Below are 15,352 nucleotides of genomic sequence, written 5' to 3' on the forward strand. Positions count from 1 at the left end.
ATATTTATACTTTCCATAATTTAAACTTAAAAGTTCCGTTTTTTGACGTTACCTATTACCCCCAGAAACGGTGAGATTGAATCAATTTGAATTATTAATCTTAAGAAAAAATAGAAGGTTTTTACCTTCCAATCTTCTTTTCAACCTCAAGCACCTTCAGCGCGATCTTCATCACAGAATCCGGGTTCAGCGAGATAGAATCAATCCCTTCCCTCACCAGAAACTCTGCGAACTCCGGGAAATCGCTGGGAGCCTGGCCGCAGAGGCCACTGTGCTTATTGTTTCGTTTTGCGCCCTGAACAGCCATTGACACTATCTTCTTTACAGCCTCGTCGCGTTCATCGAAAGTGGACGCAAGGATCTCGGAATCACGGTCAACGCCAAGGGTCAGTTGTGTGAGGTCATTGGAACCAATGGAAAAACCATCGAAGTACTGGCTGAACTCGTCTATGAGCAGGACATTGCTTGGGATCTCGGTCATCATGTATACCTGAAGACCGTTCTCTCCCCTGACAAGATCGTTCTTTTTCATCTCCTCCAGCACCTTTTCAGCTTCCTCAATGCGACGACAGAACGGGATCATAAGTATCAGGTTTGTAAGTCCCATCTCATCTCTCACTTTTTTCATGGCCTTACACTCAAGAGCAAAGCCCTCACGGTAGCGTTCATCGTAATAACGTGAAGCACCTCTGAATCCCAGCATTGGGTTGTTCTCTTCAAGCTCAAAGTACTCTCCACCGATCAGGGTTTCATATTCATTGGACTTGAAATCGCTCATACGCACAACCACAGGCTTCGGGTGGAATGATGCTGTGATTGTTGCAACTCCCTGAGCAAGCTTCTCCACGAAGAAATCTGCTTTATTCTCATACCTGCCGGTCAGTTTGTCTATCTCCTCAAGTACTTCTTCATCCTCAATCTTCTCAGGATGGATAAGTGCCATAGGATGCACCTTGATGTAGCTTGTGATGATGAATTCCAGCCTTGCCAGTCCGATACCGTCATTCGGTATCATGGACAGCGCAAAAGCTTCCTCGGGGTTTCCAAGGTTCATCATGATCTCGGTCTTTGTTTTCTCAATTCCTTCCAGTTCAACGGTTTCGATATGGAAAGGCAGTATTCCTTCATACACTCTGCCTGCATCCCCTTCTGCACAACTCACCGTAACATCCATGTCATTTTTCAGTATTTCTGTGGCATCCTCAGCACCAACGACCGCAGGAATTCCAAGTTCACGGCTCACAATAGCAGCATGACATGTCCTACCGCCCTTGTTTGTAATAATGGCAGCCGCCTTCTTCATAACAGGTTCCCAGTCAGGAGTTGTGGTGTCCGCTACAAGTATCTCCCCGGCATTAAATTCATTTAATTGTGAAACATCAGGAATAACATGTACTTTTCCGGTTGCAATCTTTGCACCGACACTCCTTCCTGTAACAATGACATCTGAGCTATCATCAAGATAATAGGTCTCTAAAACATCCTTTCTCTTCAACGACTGTACCGTCTCTGGTCTCGCCTGGACTATGAACAGCTCACCAGTCTCACCATCCTTTGCCCACTCAATGTCCATCGGGACATGTTTTCCTCTCTTCTGTGAGTAATGGTCTTCAATAGTCATTGCAAACTTTGCCAGTTGCAGCACCTCTTCATCATTAATACAGTACTGTTTCCTTTCAGCTTCAGGAACATCAACATTACGTGTAAGCACACGGGAATCTCCGCGACCGTAGATCATCTTGATCTCTTTGCTTCCCTTCTGCTTTTTGATGATAGGTTTGAAGTTATCCTTTAGTGTTGGTTTGAAAACATAAAACTCGTCAGGATTTACAAGTCCCTGAACCACATTTTCCCCAAGTCCGTAGGCTCCGGTGATAAACACAACATTCTCAAAACCGCTTTCAGTATCAATTGTGAATATAACACCACTTGAAGCAAGGTCTGAGCGAACCATTTTCATAACACCAATGGAAAGACCCACTTTGAAGTGATCAAAACCGTTATTCTCTCTGTATGAAATGGCCCTGTCAGTGAAAAGTGATGCAAAACACCGGCTGCATGCATCTTTTAGTGAATGGTAGCCATGAATATTCAGGTATGTTTCCTGCTGCCCTGCAAATGATGCATTGGGCAGATCCTCGGCAGTTGCAGAACTACGAACCGCCACATCAGTATCTTCCCCGTACTGCTCACAAAGCTTATCATAAGCTGTTTTTATCTCATCCCACAAGTCATCAGGGATTCCGGCATCAAGTATAAGATTCCTTGCTTTCTTTCCTCTTTTTGCAAGGTCTGTAACATCATCTATATCAAGACCTTCAAGTGTCTTCTTAAGTTCCTCAAGCACACCTGCAGATTTTAAAACATGCCAGTATGCGTCCGCAGTAATGGCAAAACCATTTGGGATTTTAATATCCTTATCTGTCAGTTCCCTGTACATCTCTCCAAGGGATGCATTTTTGCCTCCCACTAAAGGTACGTCATCTATACTAATTTCCTTAAACCAGCTAACATATTTGTTGCCTGTCATTATATTCCCACACTACACCTAATTTTCTTTAAGTGTAAGTAGTATTGTCTTTGAAGGCTATTATTATTTATGGAAGATAAAGAGTAAAATCGGATGTTTGTACAACAATACTATAAACCAGAGTGTCAATTGAACGGCAGGTCACCATCAATTAAAAACAAGTTCAGGAGAAAAACATGGGCACACAAATAGGCACACTACTCACCAAAAACCCGATAACCTACGAGGAACTTTCTGGAAAAATAATAGCAATCGACGCATACAACACTATCTATCAGTTCCTGAGTGCCATTCGTCAGCGTGACGGTTCAATGCTCACAGATTCCTCAGGTAATCCTGTATCACATATCACAGGATTATTTTCAAGAACCAGCAGACTCAGAGAAGCGAATATCAAACCTGTTTTCATCTTTGACGGCAAACCACCGGAGATGAAAAAAGATACCCTTGAAAAACGCAAGGTATGCAAGGAAAATGCAGCCATCAACTATGAGATTGCAAAGGATGAAGGCAACCTTGAGGATATGAAAAAATATGCCCAGGCAACGTCCAGAATAACTCCTCAGATTCTTGATGATTCTAAAAGGTTGCTTGAACTCATGGGAATCCCTTGGATGCAGGCAGAATCTGAAGCAGAGGCACAGGCATCTTATATGGTTTCATGTGGAGATGTGGATTATGTAGGTTCACAGGATTATGATGTTTTCCTGTTCGGAGCCGAGAATGTCATTCGCAATCTTGGAAGCACGGGAAAGCGAAAGTTACCAGGACAGAAGAAGTACATTACAAAAACACCCGAACACATCTCACTTGCGTCTTGTCTTGAAGAATTGGAACTAAGCCGTGAACAGTTGATAGACCTTGCAATCTGCATCGGTACTGATTTTAACGAAGGAATGCACCGCGTGGGTGCAAAGACAGCTCTGAAACTTATCAAAAAACACGGTGATATCGAGACACTTATCAAAGGAGAGGACAGGGATATCCGTGCATGTGCTCCGCTTGAAGAAATAAGGGAATTCTTCATGAATCCTCCCGTTACAAAGGATTACAGTTTCAAGTGGAAAAAACCTGATTCAGATTCATTGTTCGATTATCTTGTAAGTGACAGGGATTTCTCTGAAAAGCAGGTGTTGAAGAATATTCAGGTGCTGGAGGAGAGGGCTGCTTCTGAGTGCCAGTCTTGTTTGGGTGACTGGTAAAATTGAGATACTCTAACAACATGAATCACGTAGCTTGAAATATCATGCCAAACATAAATTTAAAGTGTGGGGAATTACCATGGCAATGAAAGAAAATAAGTTCGATGAGAATATTGACGGTGCTTATTATGTTGATGCTGATTGTATAGGTTGCAACCTTTGCGTGAGCAATTCACCTCAAAACTTCAAGATGAAGGATGATGATTCCACAGCTTACGTATTCAAGCAACCGGAAAATGAAAAGGAGAAGCAAGCTTGTGAGAATGCTCTGGCTGAGTGTCCTGTAGATGCCATTGGAAACGATGGTTGAGACTGGAAAATCGGCTCTTTCACAGTTCTGTTAACTGACTTGAAGAACTACATTGGTCTAAAAACTCTGGTGTAGTTCACCTATTATCATTTCAATATTTTTAGTGCATCTCTGCAGGCTGCAACGGCAGGAGCACCAGATGTAATGAATATGATATCCATGGTTTCCATGATTTCTTCCTTGGTTGCACTGCTCTTGAGCACACTCTGCATTTGCATAACAGCACACCTTTCATATTGTTTAGGTGCAACTACAGCAAGAGCCATTAGTATTTTTGTATGAGTAGACCAACAGAATTGATAAACCTAAGACATTCAGATTCTCATTAATTCCAAAAATCTCTGCAAGCGAAGTATATAGATATACTGCAAAACATACATACTAAGGGTGACAAAATGTTCTGCTATCAGTGTGAAGAAACAATGAACGGGGAAGGCTGTACAAAGAACGGCATGTGCGGTAAGAAAGGTGATGTTGCAGATCTTCAGGATAATCTAATCTATGTACTTAAGAGCATTGCATTCTACAATCAGAAAGCAAGAAAGGCAAACATTTCTGAGAACAGCACTGATAATTTTATGCTTGATGCATTGTTCTCAACCATAACTAATACCGATTTCAGAGCCAGTGGAATTCAGGAGCGTATCGACAGAGGATTTCATATACAGAATGAGATCAGGCAAAAACTTCTGGAAAACAATGCACTTGATGAGAACGATCTGCCCGAAATCGCAACTTTGACCCCTGAGAACCTCAGTGACAGGAATACAGGTATACTTGCAACCGAGGATGAAGATATACGGTCATTGAGGGAACTGTTGATCTTTGGCATCAAAGGAATTGCAGCATATGGGCATCATGCCATGATGCTTGGTAATTACAATAAGAAGATTAATTCATTTGTAGAAGAAGGACTTGTAGCAACTACGGATGACAGCCTGAATGATAAGGACCTCATCTCATTGGTCTTGAAATGCGGAGAAAAAGGTTTTGATGTAATGGCAGACCTGGACAGGGTAAATACAGTAGCCTTTGGAAACCCTGAACCCACACAGGTCAATATCGGAACAAGAGATAATCCGGGAATCCTTGTAAGCGGTCATGACCTGAAGGACCTGAAACAACTATTGGACCAGACCGAAGGAACAGGCGTGGATGTCTATACTCATGGTGAAATGTTGCCTGCAAACTCATATCCTGAATTTAAGAAATATGAACATCTGGTAGGCAACTATGGCGGCTCATGGTGGCACCAGAAGCAGGAATTCGAGAGTTTTAACGGACCGATATTACTTACAAGCAACTGCATAGTTCCTCCAAGGGAGAGCTACATTGACAGGTTATACACAACAGGCTCTGTAGGCTATGATGGTGCCAAACATATAATAGCTAAAGACGGCCAGAAAGATTTCTCTGCACTTATCAAGCAGGCGAAGACCTGCGAAGCTCCGGTACAACTGGAAGAAGGTACCATCATGGGCGGTTTTGCTTACAACTCCGTGTTATCCAATGCAGACAAAATTGTTGATGCTGTCAAAACCGGAAAGATAAAGAAATTCATTGTCATGGCAGGCTGTGACGGACGTCACAAGGACAGGCAGTACTACACGGATTTCGCTGAGGCATTGCCTGAAGATACAGTTATTCTTACTGCCGGATGTGCAAAATATCGCTACAACAAACTCAATCTTGGTGACATTGATGGAATTCCAAGGGTATTGGATGCAGGACAGTGTAATGATTCATTCTCACTTATCGTTATTGCACAGGGTCTTATGGCAAGACTTGGATTTACAGATGTTAACGAGGCACCGATTTCATACAATATCGCGTGGTACGAACAAAAGGCGGTCCTTGTATTGCTTACCCTTCTGAGACTTGAAATACAGAATATTACACTTGGCCCGACACTTCCAGCCTTCGTCTCACCAAATGTCCTTAAGGTACTTGTGGAAAAGTTCAATATCACACCGAACACGACCGTGGAAGAAGATATGGAAAGACTTTTAAAATGAAACTCCTCCATTCTCAATGAACACGGAATAGGCACACGTGTAAATGGGTCTGAATTGCATATTCGGGAGGGTAGACATACCACAGATATAGAACCGAAAAGGTATGTATTTTCCCCCCAGAAAACAGACATAGACCACATCATTGTTTATGGCAGAAATGGAAATCTTATTCTTGATGCTGTTAGATGGTTGATTAAACATAATGTTCAGATCACTTTCCTTGATTGGAACGGTAAAATTCTAAGCACCTTACAACCTCCTGAAACTACCAATGTAAAGACTAAGTTTGCTCAGTATCATGCTTTTGAGGATGATGAAAGCAGAATAACGATAGCAAGGAAGTTCATTGAAGCCAAGTTTGATAAATCCATTGTAGTTATGGACTATCTTAAACAACGGTATCCTGAAATTGATTTTGATTTCTCAGAGGATATTGAAAAATTGAAATCTGCTAATTCTATCAAGGAAATTATGGGTATTGAAGGCGGAGTTGCTTGGAAATACTGGAACGAGTTCAACAAAGCTATTCCAGGTGAATATGATTTTTGTTCAAGGATAGACCAATACAGGAGAGCAACAGGAGCAGGAGATAAAGTTAATGTCATGCTTAACTATGGTTATGCTCTTCTTGAAGCTGAATGCCTGAGAGCCATTAATACAGCAGGTCTTGATGCTCATGTAGGTTTTTTACATGAGATGAATCCAAGCAAGAACAGTCTTGCTTATGATCTCCAAGAGCCTTTCAGATTCCTTGTTGATATGGCTGTAATCAACCTTATTGAGTCCAATAAGATGGATAATAACGACTTTATCAGGACTGAGAGCTATTCACTCAGGCTCAAACCTTCAGGAGCTAAGAAGGTTACTGAGGAGTTTAATAATTTGATGAACAAGAAAGTACCCTACAAAAAACAATCTGTTATGTGGAGCTATGCCTTATTATTGAAAACTAGGGAGCTTGCTCAGTATCTTGTTGGTAAAAGGAAGACTATTGATTTCATTAAGCCTGCTTATAATGTTGAAAGGCAGGATTCAGATGATATTCGGCAGAAAATACTGAATATTTCTTACTCTGATTGGAAGAAGATGGGATTCTCAAAAGGTACACTCCATTACATGAAAAAGAATGCTGAAGCTGATAAGCCATTTACAATGAACGCTCATGTAAGGGAAAGGTTGGAGATGTGGGAAGAGTGTTAATTTTTATCTTGAGAGTCAAATTATGAAGGTTATTTTGGAATATCAAAAGCTAGTAACGTTAAATACAGTTTTCTATTTTTATCATTAGGATGATTAAATATGAACCTAAATCCAGTTTCAGTGTCATAAGCAATTTCTTTTTCAAAGTTGGGATGTTCCTTTACTATATTAGGTATCTGGGTAAGAACATTTGTGAAATTTTTGTTCCGGTTGAATATAAAAATAGCTGTTTTTGTATCCCTCCAACTTAAGTAATTAAGAATCTGGTCAATTGTATCCTTTAATATTGCAGCACCTCCCCAAAATTTACATTCTGCAATGAATATATTTTTTCCCCCTTCTCTAATTAATATATCCGTTTTTCCCTCATAATTAAACGTCTCACCCGTTGCAGCACCTTCATAATGTCCGTTTAATTGAACAAGAAAATGTTGCCTTATAGCTTCTTCACCTAAATTCTTAAATTCGCTTGGACTTCGTTCCATGACCATTGTCATATTTTGAACCACATTTAGTATATATTCATAATTTTCCATGCTTAATACTGGTTCTGGCTTAAACGGTTGAGTAGAAGCTGAAGGTTTAGAGATAATTGTTTTTCTTTTTGAAGGAACGCTATAAGTCTTAGGTGTTCCAGGTATTTCTCTTAAAGGAAAACCAAGTTCATAAGCAAGATTACTATCCTTAAGCAGCTTTTCTCTTCTAGTATTTATTTGGGATTCTATTTCTCTATCTAACCTTTGATTGAAATTTTTAATATCTGTTTCCACCCAAGTTAACCATTTTTCGATATCAGACAATATTTTATCAAATTCTACCCTAATATTACCTATTTCTAAATCGACTCCTTCTAAAGTTACTAATAATTCTTGATTTCGAACTTCACCTTTTGGAGGATTATAATTTAAAATAGAAGGCTGATATTTAAATAAACTTGAATCTCCTGTAAAAGGAATATAAAATGTAAACTTTGTTCCAGTCAGATAATATGATTTACTCCCATCTAAGAAAACTCTTTTTGAATCCTGACTTACATCTATCTCAACTTCTTCGTGTTGAATATGTATATTTTCTTTATCTATAACAGGCAACTCAAATGAGTAACTATCAACTAAATGTTCAGTATAGTCTTGCATGTTTACATTTAAAATGTAATTCTTATCTTCACTCTTAATTTTATTTATTGCATAACTAAGTCTGTCATTAAGAAAAGATCGTAATTCTCCATCGTTAAATAAATAATCATATATGAACTCGTACATAAAATTGCCTCGTATTTAATAACTTTAGTAAAGATAAATTAGTTCATTAATTTACTTTTAACTGTAAACATGGATTCATTCTTAATAAACTTATATTTAGAGATTTTAGTAAAATAGAAACATTCAAAATATCAATTCTATTTTTTATTGTTCATGATAAATGAACAGTATTGTTTTTAGTAAAAGTTCCGTTTTTCTTCTCAAATTTGCATAATAGTTAAAATTTGTAATAGAAGTTCGGTTTTTTGACGTTACCTATTACCCAAAATTAATTTGCTATAGGTATAATTCGAACCAAAGAGCTACGTTGATTTTATTTCATAATCTGCAAAGGCATTGTGAGAAACAGCATAATCATGTAGAAATTGCATTTTCATCTATCTTACTCTTCAAAAAAATCTCACCGGTACACCATATTCAAAAGCTTCAGCGGATCCTTGCTTCTGTTGAACAAATGATATGCCAGTGGATATGCCAGAGGGCCCAGTATCTCAAAGAGTTTCCGGTTTCTTTGTGAGTGCTTCAATTTCTGGTGGAGATTCTCTCTTATCAGATTATCATAGGACTCTCCGGTCATGATACTTCTTGCAGCGAAGTTTGCACTCTGGAAAGCATATCTCATTCCAAATCCCCAGAGGTAATCCTGAAGGCCGCCTGCCTCGCCTATGAGCATTGCACCGTTGTCATCGTGGAGAGTTTTTCTGATCTCAAAGTATCCATAGCCTCCGAACTTCCTGCCGGAGTTTACTTCATCAGGGTCGTAATAGTCTGAAAAATAGTCAATGGTGTTACTTAGAAAACTCTCAGAATCCCGCAGGTTCTTATTGTCAAAAACCGTTGCAATGGTAGCTTCTCCATTCTTGATGAGCAGATATGAGTAGAAACCTTTTGCGATATCATTACCAAAAGCCATGTGGTAATTATCAGGACTGTTAGTTTGGAATTTGATTCCTTTTGCAAACATGTTCCCTTTTTCCGGGCCAGTTGCAATCACATGAATTGGTGTATTCTCGTCAGGTTTAATTCCATAGTGAATATTTACACCGAGATCCTTTGCCTGCTCAAACAGACATGTATCAAGGCAATCATCAGCCGTGCCACGTTTTACTAAATAACAGGCATTATCGCCTGTGAGAGTGCGTATCTTATCAGAATAATGAAGGTCAAGTTCAGACACGGGGACATAATCAAATGACAGGTCAATTCCGAACGATTTTAGTTCATCAAGCACATCAGTTTCTTCGGACCAGTTCTCTATTCCCTGCCAGTCACTGTTAAACCTTTTACCAGTGACTTGCTTTTTCTCATATATATTGACATTATAACCATTCTTGCTAAGGATGATGGCACATGTAAGACCGCTTATTCCACCACCAAGAATGTTTATTTCCTTATTCATTTTAGCACCTGATCAACATGTCTAAGTACACTTCATGGAAGATTCTGTGCATATAATAACATAGGTATTTAAAAGGATTTTGTGTTTGTTTGAATTGTTCGTTTTAGTCTCTTTTTTCTGTTCCATTAGGACGATAAGTATACATACAATAATTAATAGAACTTTTAGTAATAACTGTGAATTATAACGTTTCAATATTGAAATTGTCAGGAAAGAATTTGATAATCCTGTATATCAGGAAATCAGATGCTATTGTATAGGAGCTTTCTTTTTGCACTAAAAGGTCTTCCTGCACGAATTAAAAAATGTAAAAACAGTAAGGATGAGAAATCCATAAAAACGCTCTAAATCATCGAGCAACATTCTCAGCAAATATTTGAATTGGATAATATCTTCGAAAATCTTATTGAATTTACAGAGAAGGTTCAAAGGGAGTTGAACAAAGTATGAAACTAAATTCCAGGTCCATATGTTCTTTTTTGTTAACGCTGTTAATTATCTCTGCAGGAGTTCCCACCGTTCAGGCAGAGTCTTCAGGTGATGAATGTCTGAGGGCGGTGGTGGAAGATATAAGTCCGAGTTCGGTAGGCAGGGATGAGGAATTCACGGTAGGAATAAGCCTTGAGAACTGTGGTACCCAGGTTCCTGAGAATATTACGTTTGAAATCATCAGCGTCCCATCGGATATCATAGTAATTGAGGACCTTGTAGCCTATATTCCTCAATTCGTATACCAGAATAGTGAAAGGCAGTTGAGATACCACATGAGAACAACTCCTGATGCCACACCTGGTCCTCACATCATTAAAATGAAGCTGACATACGGAACTGATAGTGTAAAAAGGACAGAATATTATGAAGTTGAAGTAGTGATAACAGGTGAGCATGCAGAGCCACGGATATCATCCATCAGCACAGATCCTGAATATATCTATGAGGGAGATACGGTTGACCTGGATCTTGAGATCGAGAATTTTGGTGAATCCATAGCAAAATCAGTAGTGGTTAACTTGAACCATGGCTTTAAAGGCATCACAAGTTCTACAATTGGTGCCATTGCACCTGAGGACAAGCAAACCGCACTTTTCAAGTTCAAGGCAAATAACTCAGGAACCTTTGATATCCCTGTTATCATAGAATATGAAGATGATTACGGCATTCAGAAAGATGAATATGATATTAAGATAACCGTGCTTGACAGGAAAGGCAGCCTGAACCTTGCGTCTGTAAAGGTCAATCCGGTCCTTCCCCAAAAGGATGATACCGTGGAACTTACCATGAGGATCGAGAACTCTGGTGACAGGACCATCAACTCGATACGGGTCTATGCAGATCATCCATTCCAGGGACTAAAAGAATCATTTATCGGAACTCTTGATCCTGACGAGGACGGACCTGCTGTGTTCACTTTTGTGGCAGATCAGTCAGGAGAGTTCGAGATTCCGGTGACCATCACGTATATCGATGATTTTGGCGAGGAACAGGTCAAGACGAAGGTCAATGTCATAATCATGAAACAGGATGATGGTGCAGGAACAATTATTATTGTATTGCTACTTCTGGCTGTAATTGGTGGACTGGCTTACAATAATTACAGAACGAAAAAGTCAAAGGATGAGATTATCAAGCAGCTAATGAAAGGCGGCAGCAGCCCCGCTGAAGATACAGAAGAATAGAGGTATCCGGGATGATAGATGATATCAGAGTTGGAGTCCTCATTGCAAGCAGCAGCATAAAGCGAGGAAATAAAAAGACACTTTTATTCATTGTCTTTGTTCTTTCCCTCATTTTTATGAACCTTGTATTCCTCCCATCAATGATAGGAGGAATGACTGTCCTCTTTACCGGCATCATGCAGGACTACCCTTACGGGGATATTGTGATCGAACCGACGGGTGATAACACTTACATCAACAATGCCGATAATGTCTTGCAGAAGGTTCGGGCTGTTGAAGGAGTAAGGGCTGCAACCAAAAGACTGGATGTGGGAGCATCTATCGAACACAAACAGAATGTTGTGGGAGTGACTATAACAGGTGTAATTCCCACAGAAGAATATGAGATCTCACAATATCCGTACATTATCAAAGAAGGGGATTTTCTGGGAGAACTTTCCCGGGATGAGATCATCATCGGCTCTATTATCTCAGGTACAAGTACAACATTTGGTGAAATTTATGATGATCTTGGTGAAACCAGAGTGGGATCACTTGTTGATGTAACATATAGCAATGGTGTGAAAAGGACCTATAAGGTCAAAGGTATCATGGAAGGTAATTTCGAACTTGTAGACCTGAATGCTATGGTTCATTACAAGGAGATAGAAGATGTATATGGTCTGGATAAGGGCAAAGCTACCAGTGTGGTTGTAAGGATCGATGAGCCGGGCACTGAAGATGAAATGAAGGCCAAGATAAGGGAAGCGGGAGTGAACGAGCAGGTATTCACATGGGCTGATAAATCGGAGACACTTATCAGGCAAGCACTGCAAAGTCTGGGTGCCATTGATGTCATGTCAAAGTTCGTAGGGCTTATAGTGGGTGCAGCATTGATACTTATTATAATCTACATCAATATACTGAACAGAAAAAAAGAGATAGGAATACTGAAGGCTGTGGGTATAACCCCAAGATCGATAGTGCTGTCCTATGCGTTCCTCAGTATGTTCTATGTTTCCCTGGGAATCTTTGCCGGGCTGATACTGTACCTGTCACTGATGTTTTACTTCCAGGCAAATCCTGTAGTATTCTACGAGACTATGGAAATAAGACCACAGATAGATGTAATGCTGGTCATCCAGAGTATTGTTACCATGCTTACTCTGTCAGTGATAGCCGGAACGTTGCCTGCATGGAGTGTGTCAAAGGAGAGCATACTGAAAGCCATATGGGGACGCTGAAAATGATCAAGGTGAAGAACCTCAAAAGGTATTATGGTTCAGGCAGCACGACTGTAAAGGCTCTAAATGGCGTTTCTTTCGAGATCAATAAAGGGGAATTTGTTGCTATCATGGGTGCTTCGGGAAGCGGTAAAACCACCATACTGAGAATCCTTGCGCTGCTTGATGATGCAACAAGTGGTGAATATACTATCCGGGGCCTGAAAGTCTCCAGCCTACCTGAAGCGGAAAGAAGCTATTACCGGCTGACACAGGTTGGTTATGTGTTCCAGGACTACGCCCTTATCAATGAGATGACCGCCGCCGAGAATGTGTACATTCTTTCCATGATGGAAGGTAAATCTAAGAAGGAATCCTATAAGGTTGCCCTTGAAGCACTGGAAAAGGTTGGTCTTAAGGACAAACATGACAGGATTCCAGATGAGCTATCAGGCGGAGAAAAGCAAAGGGTGGCCATTGCAAGGGCAATAGCCAAAAAACCTGACATAATGTTTGCCGATGAGCCCTGTGCAAACCTGGACACCAGGAACTCGGAACAGGTGCTGGATGTGTTCAAGGACCTGAACGATAATTACGGCCAGACCATTGTGATGGTGACGCATGAGCCGTGGCATGTGAAGTATGTTGACAGGGTGATAACCTTCAAGGATGGGGTTATGGTCGGCGATGAGTGGGTGGAAGATAGATAATATCCAAACCAATCAAACTTTTAATGGTTAGGAAAAATCTATCAAACCTGGAAGAAGTTAATCAGTTTCCACTTCCACGGGATGTTCAGAAATCATAGGCGTTTTCTCAATGATTCCCATCACATTGACAATTCCAAATACAATTCCAAGACATATTCCTGTAATTCCAAGGAAAGCATAGGCATCATAGAGTGTTCCTGTTTTCAGAATTGGCTGGATCACTAGTGGACTTGCCAGTTGTCCGAGGAAAAGCACAGTGGTAAATCCGGAAAATATCTTTCCGCGTGAATCCTCGGGTGCAATCCTTCCAAGCCAGCTAAGGTTTGTGGTGTTTATGATACCAAAAGCAATTCCTGTTATTATCAGTCCGGCTATAAGCGTAAGCATATCAGGTGCTATCGAGAGAATGAATACGCCTGCACCCATTATTATGAAGAAGAAAAGATTCATCTTCATTTCTGTGAGGAATCCTGATACTTTTACCTGTCCAAGCGCTCCAACAGTTCCGAAAAGTCCTGGAATTGATATCAAGGCACCAATTAGAAGTGCTGATGTTATTCCTTTTTCGTCCAGTACGAATGGAAGTTTTGTTGGTACTGAGAAGAACAGCACCATTAGTGTGAATGTAGCAACATAGATAAGAGCAATACTTTTGAGTGGCAGTTCCTTTTCTTTAAAGTCTTTTTGAACATTTTCGTTTCTATTATGTGAAGCATGTTGCTCATTTTTCTTCTTGCCGCTAAGGGAGAGCATAGCTCCCGGAATTATCAGTAGTGCGATAAGGTAGATATAAAAAGGTGCATGCCAGCTGATATCTGCAAGAGCACCGCCTGCTACTTCAAGAACCACGGCTCCAAAACCCATACATGCAGATTGCAGTCCTATCTTTTTCTTAAGCTCGGCACCGGAATAGTTGTCTGCTAAAAGGGCGGTGGCACATATTGTCATTCCTGCGATACCGATTCCAAGTAATATCCTGAAGGCAAGTATGAGGTAGAGTGAAGTAATAAAAGCACCTGTGGCTCCTACAAGCGCAAAGATAGCAAGTGCTATCATGAGCATGTTCTTCCTGCTGTATTTGTCAGCAAGTATTCCTACGAAAGGTGAACTGATGATAATTCCAAGTGCAGGAAGTGTGACTACCATGGAAACCAGAAGACCTGCATCAGGCACGTCAGCAAAAAAATTCAGCATCTCCGGCAGTGCCGGTGCAACAGCAGCTGAACCCATGATGGTAAGCATGGATACACTTAGGATGACTATGAGCTTTAAAGTCTCATTTTTTTGTTTTATGTCGGACTGATCATTCATTGCTGATCCTTTCCGGGAAATCCTTTCCATTTTTTATCACCGTTTTCATATGCAGCTTTGTAACTGTTTTCCGATATTCTGTAAAGTAATAATTTTGCCTGTTTTCTCTCTTCATCAGAGAGTCCTGAGAATGCAGCTTCTTCCCATTCTCTGTCTATTTTCACGACATCAGGAATGAGTTTATTACCTGTTTCCGTCAGGTAAAGCTTTACAGCCCTGCGGTTGTTTTCATCCGTGATACGCTTGACAATGCCCTTCTCTTCAAGTACATTGACCGCCCGTGCAATACTTCCTTTGTCAATGAGCAGTATTCCGGCAAGATGATCCTGCGTGATACCCTGCTTATCAGCGAGCACCATGAGTACGAAGAACTGACCTGCTGAGAGACCTAGTTCTTTCATTTTGCGGTTTATTCTCACAAAATGACTGCGATAGGTCATTGAGATAAATGCTCCGAGAGGGATATCGTCCATATTTTTCTCCTCATAATTGACAGTTGCCAATACAACTGTTGTCATGACAACAATAATGATAG

General features: G+C 40.4%; 12 protein-coding genes and 1 pseudogene. 7 read left to right on the top strand and 6 right to left on the bottom strand.

Going from position 1 to position 15,352, the window contains the following annotated elements:
• Window positions 1–121: 121 nt before the first annotated feature.
• Complete coding sequence (gene ppsA, locus BLP52_RS10045) at window positions 122–2,530, bottom strand: phosphoenolpyruvate synthase (RefSeq protein ID WP_091710334.1); 2,409 nt, start codon at window positions 2,528–2,530, stop codon at window positions 122–124.
• 176 nt (window positions 2,531–2,706) lie between these two features.
• Here ppsA and fen point away from each other — a divergent pair, with 176 nt between their 5' ends.
• Both fen and BLP52_RS10055 read left to right on the top strand, forming a co-directional pair.
• Window positions 2,707–3,732, top strand: coding sequence for a flap endonuclease-1 (gene fen, locus BLP52_RS10050; RefSeq protein WP_091710335.1), 1,026 nt, complete (start codon window positions 2,707–2,709; stop codon window positions 3,730–3,732).
• 79 nt (window positions 3,733–3,811) lie between these two features.
• Window positions 3,812–4,042 (top strand): ferredoxin, encoded by a 231-nt coding sequence (locus BLP52_RS10055; RefSeq protein WP_091710336.1) that lies wholly within the window; start codon window positions 3,812–3,814, stop codon window positions 4,040–4,042.
• An 86-nt stretch (window positions 4,043–4,128) separates the two neighbouring features.
• On the opposite strand, the pseudogene BLP52_RS10060 reads toward BLP52_RS10055, so the two are convergent.
• Window positions 4,129–4,317, bottom strand: a pseudogene (locus BLP52_RS10060) (carboxymuconolactone decarboxylase family protein); the annotation flags it as partial.
• Between the two features lie 120 nt (window positions 4,318–4,437).
• On the opposite strand from BLP52_RS10060, the gene hcp reads away from it, so the two are divergent.
• Entirely contained in the window at window positions 4,438–6,057 is a 1,620-nt protein-coding gene (gene hcp / locus BLP52_RS10065; RefSeq protein ID WP_091710338.1) for a hydroxylamine reductase, read from the top strand.
• A gap of 54 nt (window positions 6,058–6,111) precedes the next feature.
• Window positions 6,112–7,257: a CRISPR-associated endonuclease Cas1 gene (gene cas1 / locus BLP52_RS10070; protein ID WP_238380794.1), complete on the top strand. Its 1,146-nt coding sequence runs from the start codon at window positions 6,112–6,114 to the stop codon at window positions 7,255–7,257.
• A gap of 29 nt (window positions 7,258–7,286) precedes the next feature.
• On the opposite strand, the gene BLP52_RS10075 is transcribed toward cas1, so the two are convergent.
• Both BLP52_RS10075 and BLP52_RS10080 read right to left on the bottom strand, forming a co-directional pair.
• Window positions 7,287–8,519 carry a hypothetical protein gene (locus BLP52_RS10075; RefSeq protein ID WP_091710340.1) on the bottom strand — a complete coding sequence of 411 codons (1,233 nt, stop codon included), beginning with the start codon at window positions 8,517–8,519 and terminating at the stop codon, window positions 7,287–7,289.
• A gap of 400 nt (window positions 8,520–8,919) precedes the next feature.
• A complete protein-coding gene (locus BLP52_RS10080; protein WP_091710341.1) occupies window positions 8,920–9,918 on the bottom strand; it encodes an NAD(P)/FAD-dependent oxidoreductase in 999 nt (332 codons plus the stop codon).
• A 446-nt stretch (window positions 9,919–10,364) separates the two neighbouring features.
• Between BLP52_RS10080 and BLP52_RS10085 the strand changes: the two genes are divergently transcribed.
• From BLP52_RS10085 to BLP52_RS10095, 3 genes are read left to right on the top strand one after another with little or no spacing between them, the layout of a single operon-like run.
• Window positions 10,365–11,594: a COG1361 S-layer family protein gene (locus BLP52_RS10085; RefSeq protein ID WP_091710342.1), complete on the top strand. Its 1,230-nt coding sequence runs from the start codon at window positions 10,365–10,367 to the stop codon at window positions 11,592–11,594.
• Between the two features lie 11 nt (window positions 11,595–11,605).
• On the top strand, window positions 11,606–12,817 hold the full coding sequence (locus BLP52_RS10090; protein WP_091710343.1) for an ABC transporter permease: 1,212 nt from the start codon (window positions 11,606–11,608) through the stop codon (window positions 12,815–12,817).
• A gap of 2 nt (window positions 12,818–12,819) precedes the next feature.
• The gene (locus tag BLP52_RS10095) at window positions 12,820–13,506 is read left to right on the top strand and encodes an ABC transporter ATP-binding protein (RefSeq protein WP_091710344.1); all 687 of its coding nucleotides are present in this window, start codon (window positions 12,820–12,822) and stop codon (window positions 13,504–13,506) included.
• A 57-nt stretch (window positions 13,507–13,563) separates the two neighbouring features.
• Here the strand turns inward: BLP52_RS10095 and BLP52_RS10100 are convergent, their stop codons facing one another.
• Both BLP52_RS10100 and BLP52_RS10105 read right to left on the bottom strand, forming a co-directional pair.
• Entirely contained in the window at window positions 13,564–14,847 is a 1,284-nt protein-coding gene (locus BLP52_RS10100) for an MFS transporter (RefSeq protein WP_091710345.1), read from the bottom strand.
• Window positions 14,814–15,335, bottom strand: a complete 522-nt coding sequence (locus BLP52_RS10105; RefSeq protein ID WP_091710346.1) for a MarR family winged helix-turn-helix transcriptional regulator — start codon at window positions 15,333–15,335, stop codon at window positions 14,814–14,816. Before BLP52_RS10105 ends, BLP52_RS10100 begins: the two co-directional genes overlap by 34 nt.
• Between the last annotated feature and the right edge of the window lie 17 nt (window positions 15,336–15,352).

The sequence above is a fragment of the Methanolobus vulcani genome (genome assembly GCF_900100715.1).
In the GTDB taxonomy this organism is placed as follows: Archaea; Halobacteriota; Methanosarcinia; order Methanosarcinales; family Methanosarcinaceae; genus Methanolobus; species Methanolobus vulcani.